Source organism: Bacillus sp. 05T31 (assembly GCF_056396725.1).
This window is the reverse complement of sequence record NZ_JBFTMA010000266.1, coordinates 1-5,210: the sequence shown is the minus strand read 5'-3', so window position 1 is coordinate 5,210 and position 5,210 is coordinate 1. Positions and strand designations below refer to the sequence as shown.

The 5,210-nt window shown below is 36.3% G+C and carries 6 protein-coding genes and 1 riboswitch; all 6 genes read right to left on the bottom strand.

Going from position 1 to position 5,210, the window contains the following annotated elements; genetic code table 11:
* Window positions 1–694 (bottom strand): peptide ABC transporter substrate-binding protein (locus AC1DJR_RS16490; protein WP_477003043.1); only part of this gene is annotated, 694 nt, incomplete at its 3' end.
* Between the two features lie 135 nt (window positions 695–829).
* Window positions 830–934: riboswitch (SAM riboswitch) on the bottom strand.
* Between the two features lie 153 nt (window positions 935–1,087).
* Window positions 1,088–1,921, bottom strand: coding sequence for an aldo/keto reductase (locus AC1DJR_RS16485; protein ID WP_429687633.1), 834 nt, complete (start codon window positions 1,919–1,921; stop codon window positions 1,088–1,090).
* A gap of 1 nt (window position 1,922) precedes the next feature.
* Window positions 1,923–2,726 carry a pyrroline-5-carboxylate reductase gene (proC, locus tag AC1DJR_RS16480; RefSeq protein ID WP_477003042.1) on the bottom strand — a complete coding sequence of 268 codons (804 nt, stop codon included), beginning with the start codon at window positions 2,724–2,726 and terminating at the stop codon, window positions 1,923–1,925.
* Between the two features lie 250 nt (window positions 2,727–2,976).
* A complete protein-coding gene (locus AC1DJR_RS16475) occupies window positions 2,977–3,828 on the bottom strand; it encodes a GRP family sugar transporter (RefSeq protein ID WP_002140141.1) in 852 nt (283 codons plus the stop codon).
* A 297-nt stretch (window positions 3,829–4,125) separates the two neighbouring features.
* Entirely contained in the window at window positions 4,126–4,800 is a 675-nt protein-coding gene (modB, locus tag AC1DJR_RS16470) for a molybdate ABC transporter permease subunit (RefSeq protein ID WP_002029397.1), read from the bottom strand.
* 5 nt (window positions 4,801–4,805) lie between these two features.
* On the bottom strand, window positions 4,806–5,210 hold a 405-nt coding region (modA, locus tag AC1DJR_RS16465; protein WP_477003041.1), incomplete at its 5' end, for a molybdate ABC transporter substrate-binding protein.

The following is a 5,210-nucleotide window of genomic DNA, read 5'->3' as shown; positions in this document are numbered from 1 at the left end:
ATTTAAAGCTTTGTTCATGCTTCCAATCGTTTAGTGTAAAAGCTCCGTTGTACAAGATTTTGTTATCTTCTAAAGCGTACTTATCACCTTGTGCTTTAAAGAATTCCTCGTTGATTGGTAGAAATGTTGGGAACGCCGTTAAGCTAATAAAGTATGGAACAGGACGCTCTAGTTCTACCTCAAACGTATGGTCATCAACTGCCTTTACACCAAGTTGCTCGGCTGGAAGCTCTTTACTATTAATTTTTTTAGCATTTTTAATATCCAGGAATAAAAAAGCATATTCAGAAGCTGTTGCTGGATCGACAGCTCTTTGCCAAGCAAAGACAAAATCTTTCGCTGTTACAGGTGTGCCGTTCGACCATTTTGAATCTCGTAAATGGAATGTGTATTTCGTTTTATCGCCACTTACTTCATGAGATTTCGCAACGCCAGGAACAGGTTTATTACCCTCGCCAAGATTGTATAAACCTTCAAATACGTTTCTCATTACTTGACCAGAATCAGTATCTGTAGCACGAGCCGTATCCATTGTTCGAATCTCAGTAGGTGAAGATAAGTTTAAAACTTGCTTACTAGGTGCCTTATCTTTTGCATTTGCTCCGCTCGCTTCATTTTTATAACTACCGCAACCAGATAATAAAATACTTACTCCTACAACTGATGCAATACCGGGTACAAACTTCTTTTTCATTTGATTTTCCTCCTAAATAGTTAATAAGGTTGGATGATGATGAGGGAAATGAAAAATAAAAATTCCCTCTTTTCGTATTGAGAAAGAGGGAATTTTACGTACAAGTTATGCACCCGTATATAAACGAAGTCCCTCATTCTATCTTTCAAGCATAAAGCTTGCAGGAAGTGGCACAGTATTCAAAATGAACCTGCTGCCGAGGTTTCAAAGGGCCAGTCCCTCCACCTCTCTTGATACAATGAGTAAATAAATAAATTTTATTAATTTTTGTGTTTCTTTGATAATTCAAAATCTTACACCTTAGATAATGAAGTGTCAATCGAATGGAATATAGTTTAAATTTTCAGTTTTATTGAAAATAAAAAACCACTGCATATGGCAGTGGTTTCCCTACTAGAAGTTAAAGTTATCTGGATCTGGACCAACGCGATGATTTTCATTTAAAGCTTGAATTGCTTTCATATCATCCGAGCTTAATTCAAAGTCGAAGATGTTTGCATTTTCAATAATGCGGTGTTCTTTAATAGACTTAGGGATTGTTACAACTTCATTTTGTAGATCCCAACGTAAAATAACTTGTGCAGTCGATTTATTATATTTCGTAGCGATTTCTTGTAATGTTGGGTGATTAAGTAGCTGCCCCTGCATTAATGGTGACCAAGCTTCAAGCTGGATGTTATGTTCTTTACAGAAGGCATGTAATTCTTCTTGTGCTAAACGTGGGTGGTATTCCACTTGGTTAACCATTGGTTTAATTTCTGCAATTTCAAATACGTCTTGCAAATGGTGAATATGGAAATTACTCACACCGATAGCACGAACACGACCATCTTTATAAAGCTGCTCTAAAGCTTTCCATGATTCAGTGTATTTTCCTTTTACAGGCCAATGTACTAAGTATAGATCTAAATATTCTAGACCTAATTTTTCTAATGTAGTTTCAAACGCTTGTAATGTTGACTCGTAACCTTGATCACTATTCCAAACTTTTGAAGTGATGAATAACTCTTCACGAGGAATACCAGATTCTTGAATTGCCTGTCCAACGCCTTCTTCGTTTTTATATATCGCAGCAGTATCGATACTACGGTATCCGTTTTTTATAGCTGCTTTTACAGAATCAATTACTTCTGTACCATCTTCAACTTTAAAAACACCTAAGCCGAACCAAGGCATTTTCACACCGTTATGTAATGTTGTATAGTCTTTTAAACTTGTTAAAGTCATATTAATTCCCCCTAGCTTTTTTATTGGTTGCTTCAACTGCTTGTTGAATGACTYCTGAAAAATTATTTTCATATAGAACTTTTAAGCCTTCAGCCGTTGAACCTCCTGGTGTTGTTACTTGTTCGCGGAGCATAGCTGGATCCTGATTTTGCTGGAGCATAGCGGCAGAGCCAGCAATCATTTGAATAACAAGGTGTTTTGCTGTTTCCTCATCAATACCATAGCTTTTCGTTGCTTCAATTAAACCTTCAGCAAAGTGATAGAGAAAAGCGGGTGCACTACCAGTAACTGCGGTAAGTTGGTGAACTTCCTCTTCGGTACAAGGTTGCGAGGTACCGATACCTTTTAAAAGAAGTTGTAACGTTTCTTGATGTGTTTCATCTACAGAATGTCCCGTCGTATATAAGGAGATAGACTTTCCTATCCCAGCAGCTGTATTTGGCATAATCCAAGCAACAGGTATTCCTTGAGGGAGTCTTTCTTCTAGATAAGATGGTCCGATTCCAGCAGCAACTGTCACAACAAATTGATCAGTTAGAAGAGGAGAAAGCTCCGCTAATAGCTGTTCATGTGCGACAGGTGGCATTGCTAAAACAATTGTATCTACAGATTTAATATGTTGTTTCCAATCAGTTGTAACAGATATATCATATTGATTTCGTAATTGCTTCAATTTTTCTATGTTRCTTCGATTGGAAACAATAATTTCTTCGATGTATTCTTTACTTGTTGTAAGTAGTCCAGCAAATATAGCTTCTGCCATACGACCGGCACCAATAAATAAAATTCGATGTTTATTAGGCATATCCTTTATTCCTTTCTGATGGGAATATGTTATAAAAAACGATACCATTTTTAAGAGAATTTTGTAAAAAGAAAAGGCTTATCGTAAGTGGAATAGGTAAGGGGGGAAGTTTTGTGTATCGATGGCTTGCTAGAATGGAAGAGGAATTATAAAAAACAAGATCGTATAAATAATTATATTTAGAAAATAATTGTAATCAGAAACCCCCTGAAGCACATATGCTTCAGGGGGTTGTTAATAGATTATAAGTTTATGCTTTTGTCATACCAAGCAATACAGCGCCGCCGATAATTAAAACACTACCTAGTGCAATAAAGATCAATTGACGTTTTGTTTTCTTTTCACCTAAGAAGACAATCGCACCGAATGTTGAGATAACGATTCCAGTTTGAGATAATGGGAAGCTTGTCGCTACTCCGACACGTGGTAATGAAAGAAGTAAGAATAAGTTTCCTGTTCCCCAAAGTAAACCAGATACAGCATTACGAATTGCATATTTGTTAAATGGTTTATGTTTAGACGTCAGTACAACCGCACCAACGAACATACCAACTGCCTGTGGTAAAATAGCAGACCAACCATCGATATTATACCAACGAATAATAATTACATATACAAGATAGCCGAAAGTAGAAACAATTAAAGTAAGAAGTCCCTTTTTCAATTGTCCTGGTGGCTGTGCATTTTCTTTATCATCTAGTGATGTGAATACTACACCAATTACGATTAATAGGATTGCAATCGTTCCCAGAACAATCGTTGTAGTAGTAGTCCACTCACGAAAAGCGATAACTCCAAAGATAGAAGTTGCAACAAGTTGCATACCAGTAGAAATAGTTACAGTAGTTGAAACACCTAGTTTTTCAACTGTTTTTAATTGGTTTACTTGTCCTAAAGCCCAGAATAAACCTGAAATAAAGCCAACAATCAAGACTGTCATTGTTAAAGTTGGTTGAGTAAATACATACATAGTTGTTGCGAAGAATAGAGCACCGATTGTCATACCTACCGTTTGGCTATATGCACCACCGCCCATTTTTACGCTTACTAATAAGATGTTTCCCCATGCGATTGCAGGAAGAAGCGCTAATAAAATGTCCATTACAAGACTCCCTTCGGTTTTCTATACCAATATAATTACATATCGTTCTAACGATCGGTAATGCCCCACTAATAGAGTAGAAGATTACCGATCGCTAAAACAGGATGAAGAATTTACGATATAAATGCGTTTTCATTTCTTCATTTTTTGAAACACTTTCATATAATAACAGGAAATTACCTATTTTAGAAAGTGAATTCAAATAAAATGTATATTTAAATAAGAGAAAAAATTCAGTTATTAATCAAATCATTTTATTTTCCGGGAAATAAAAAGCAACTTTTGTCGAAAGTTGCTTTAAGAAGTAGTAATTCTTCTATTAATGAGTTGAATGCATAGTAAGAATAGAAGGGACATACTAATCGTTATGATTACAAGCGTCCAAGCTAGTTGCATATTACTCGCATCAATAGCCATATAAATCGCCGTTGGAATCGTCTGAGTTTTGCCAGGTATATTTCCTGCAAACATTAAAGTTGCACCAAATTCACCGAGTGCACGAACAAAGCTTAAAATCATACCGCTAAGTAGTGCGGGGAATGCAAGCGGGAGTGTAACATGTAGAAAAACTTGATATTCACTTGCACCAAGATCGCGCGCGCCATCTTCAATTTGTACATTTGCGATAGAAAATCCTGTTTTTGCTGATTGGTACATGAGCGGAAATGCAACGACTGTAGAAGCAATGATAGCAGCAGTAGATGTAAACATAATGGACTGCTGAAATAATGATTCAATCCACTTTCCAATGGGACTGTTATTTCCAAAAATGATAATTAGAAAAAAGCCGATAACAGTTGGTGGAAGCACCATTGGTAATAAGAAAATAGTTTCTAGTAGTACTTTATATCGCCACGAGGAGCGCGCTAATGCTCGTCCAATAATCGTTCCTAAGATCGTAACGATTATTGTGGCGCACGCAGCTACTCGCAAGGATAGAAAGACAGGTGACAAAATTGCATCAAAGCTCATAGCGATTATGGCAGGATTGTAAATCCATATTTCTTAAAGATAGATTGTGCATCTTTTGATTGTAAATACTCATAGAATGAAGTCGCCTCTTTCTTATGCTTAGATTCCTTTATAACACCTAAAGGATAGTGGATTGGCTCATGAGAATTAGCTGCTACCGCTTCTACAATTTTTACCTTGTCTGAAACGAGAGCGTCTGTTTTATATACAATACCAGCATCAACATTACCTGTTTCTACATATGTTAACACTTGGCGAACATCTTTTGTAAATACGATTTTATTTTGAACGTTATTCCAAAGATTTTCATATGTGAGAGAAGCTTTTGCATATTTTCCTGCAGGTACAGATTCGGGTGTACCAAGTGCGATTTTCTTGATTTTCTCATCCTTTAAATCTTGAAATTTTGT

What these genes read in the sequence shown, in the direction of transcription:
- AC1DJR_RS16485 (WP_429687633.1), bottom strand. Translation starts at nt 1,921, where the DNA reads ATGACTTTAACAAGTTTAAAAGACTATACAACATTACATAACGGTGTG.
- AC1DJR_RS16475 (WP_002140141.1), bottom strand. Translation starts at nt 3,828, where the DNA reads ATGGACATTTTATTAGCGCTTCTTCCTGCAATCGCATGGGGAAACATC.
- modB (WP_002029397.1), bottom strand. Translation starts at nt 4,800, where the DNA reads ATGAGCTTTGATGCAATTTTGTCACCTGTCTTTCTATCCTTGCGAGTA.